The sequence below is a fragment of the Oleiphilus sp. HI0125 genome (assembly GCF_001635355.1).
In genome coordinates, this window is record NZ_LWGF01001270.1 from 1 (window position 1) to 1009 (window position 1009).

At 41.7% G+C, this 1009-nt stretch carries 2 protein-coding genes and 1 pseudogene; 1 reads left to right on the top strand and 2 read right to left on the bottom strand.

The window, feature by feature from the left end; genetic code table 11:
- Positions 1-228, bottom strand: a 228-nt coding sequence (locus A3762_RS28510; RefSeq protein WP_231878895.1) for a hypothetical protein, incomplete at its 3' end; no start/stop codon positions are given.
- A gap of 95 nt (positions 229-323) precedes the next feature.
- Here A3762_RS28510 and A3762_RS22045 point away from each other — a divergent pair.
- Positions 324-593 carry a GIY-YIG nuclease family protein gene (locus A3762_RS22045; protein WP_231876733.1) on the top strand — a complete coding sequence of 90 codons (270 nt, stop codon included), beginning with the start codon at positions 324-326 and terminating at the stop codon, positions 591-593.
- A gap of 1 nt (position 594) precedes the next feature.
- On the opposite strand, the pseudogene A3762_RS22050 reads toward A3762_RS22045, so the two are convergent.
- A pseudogene (locus A3762_RS22050) lies at positions 595-1009 on the bottom strand (NADH oxidase); the annotation flags it as partial.

Genomic DNA, 1009 nt, shown 5'->3' on the forward strand with positions numbered 1-1009 from the left:
CAAAGACCAATAAATTGAAAAAAGAAGAGGGTTTTCTGGTTGTTTAAATGTTGGCCAAACATGTAAGTAAAACAAACACTGATAAGCTAGTAGGCCTAATGCGAGTATAGCTAGACCTAAACCGATGATTGGAAATGTATTGGATGCAAACCACATCAACAATGACAAAACTAATGTTATGGTGATTGAAAGATTTTTAGGTCTGATGAGTTTATCGTTTCGAAACATAAGTAATGCAATATGCGATGGCTGAGTACGACGGATTATATGTAAAATCTGCCTAGTGTTTTATATGTTTTGTTGATTAGATGTGGATGAATGTCGTGGAACAGCGCTGGTATGTTTATATGGTTGAGACTGAGTGCGGTGTCCTTTATACCGGAATCTCAACAGATATTGATCGCCGTTTCTCAGAACATTGCGCTGTATCTAATGGTGGAAAGCAGGGTGCTAAGTTCTTTAGAGGCAAAGTTGCGAAGGCTGTCGTATACCGTGAACAGTGCCTGAATCGAAGCGAGGCATCGAAACGAGAATATGTAATTAAAAAATTAAGCGCCGCTAAAAAAAGAGCTTTGATTAACGGCGCAGACTGACTTAAGCGCGTCTTTTCTTAAATGCGTGTCTACCCACCGAAAATAGTGTTTGGCCTACGGTAGACCATGCATTCAAACTCGGTTTAGGAAGTTTTCCATCACCCATTCTCGCGAGTTGGAATTCGTACCATGTGATCGAAAGCATGGCCATTTGATCCACACTTTTTACGCCCGTTGTAGGTTCTTTCCAGTCGATTCTATATGAGGCGTCATCTAATAGTTTTTGTCCGACTTTAGGGTCGATCGCAAGTGGACGCGCTAGCCCGATCATGTCACAAGCGTTTTGATCGAGAGCATGTTGCATTGCTTCTGCTGAACGGAATCCTCCGGTTACGACAAGTGGTACGTTTACTTTGTCGCGGATTGATTCTGCGAACTCTAGAAAATATGCTTCTCTTTTTTGCGTACTTTCTGCG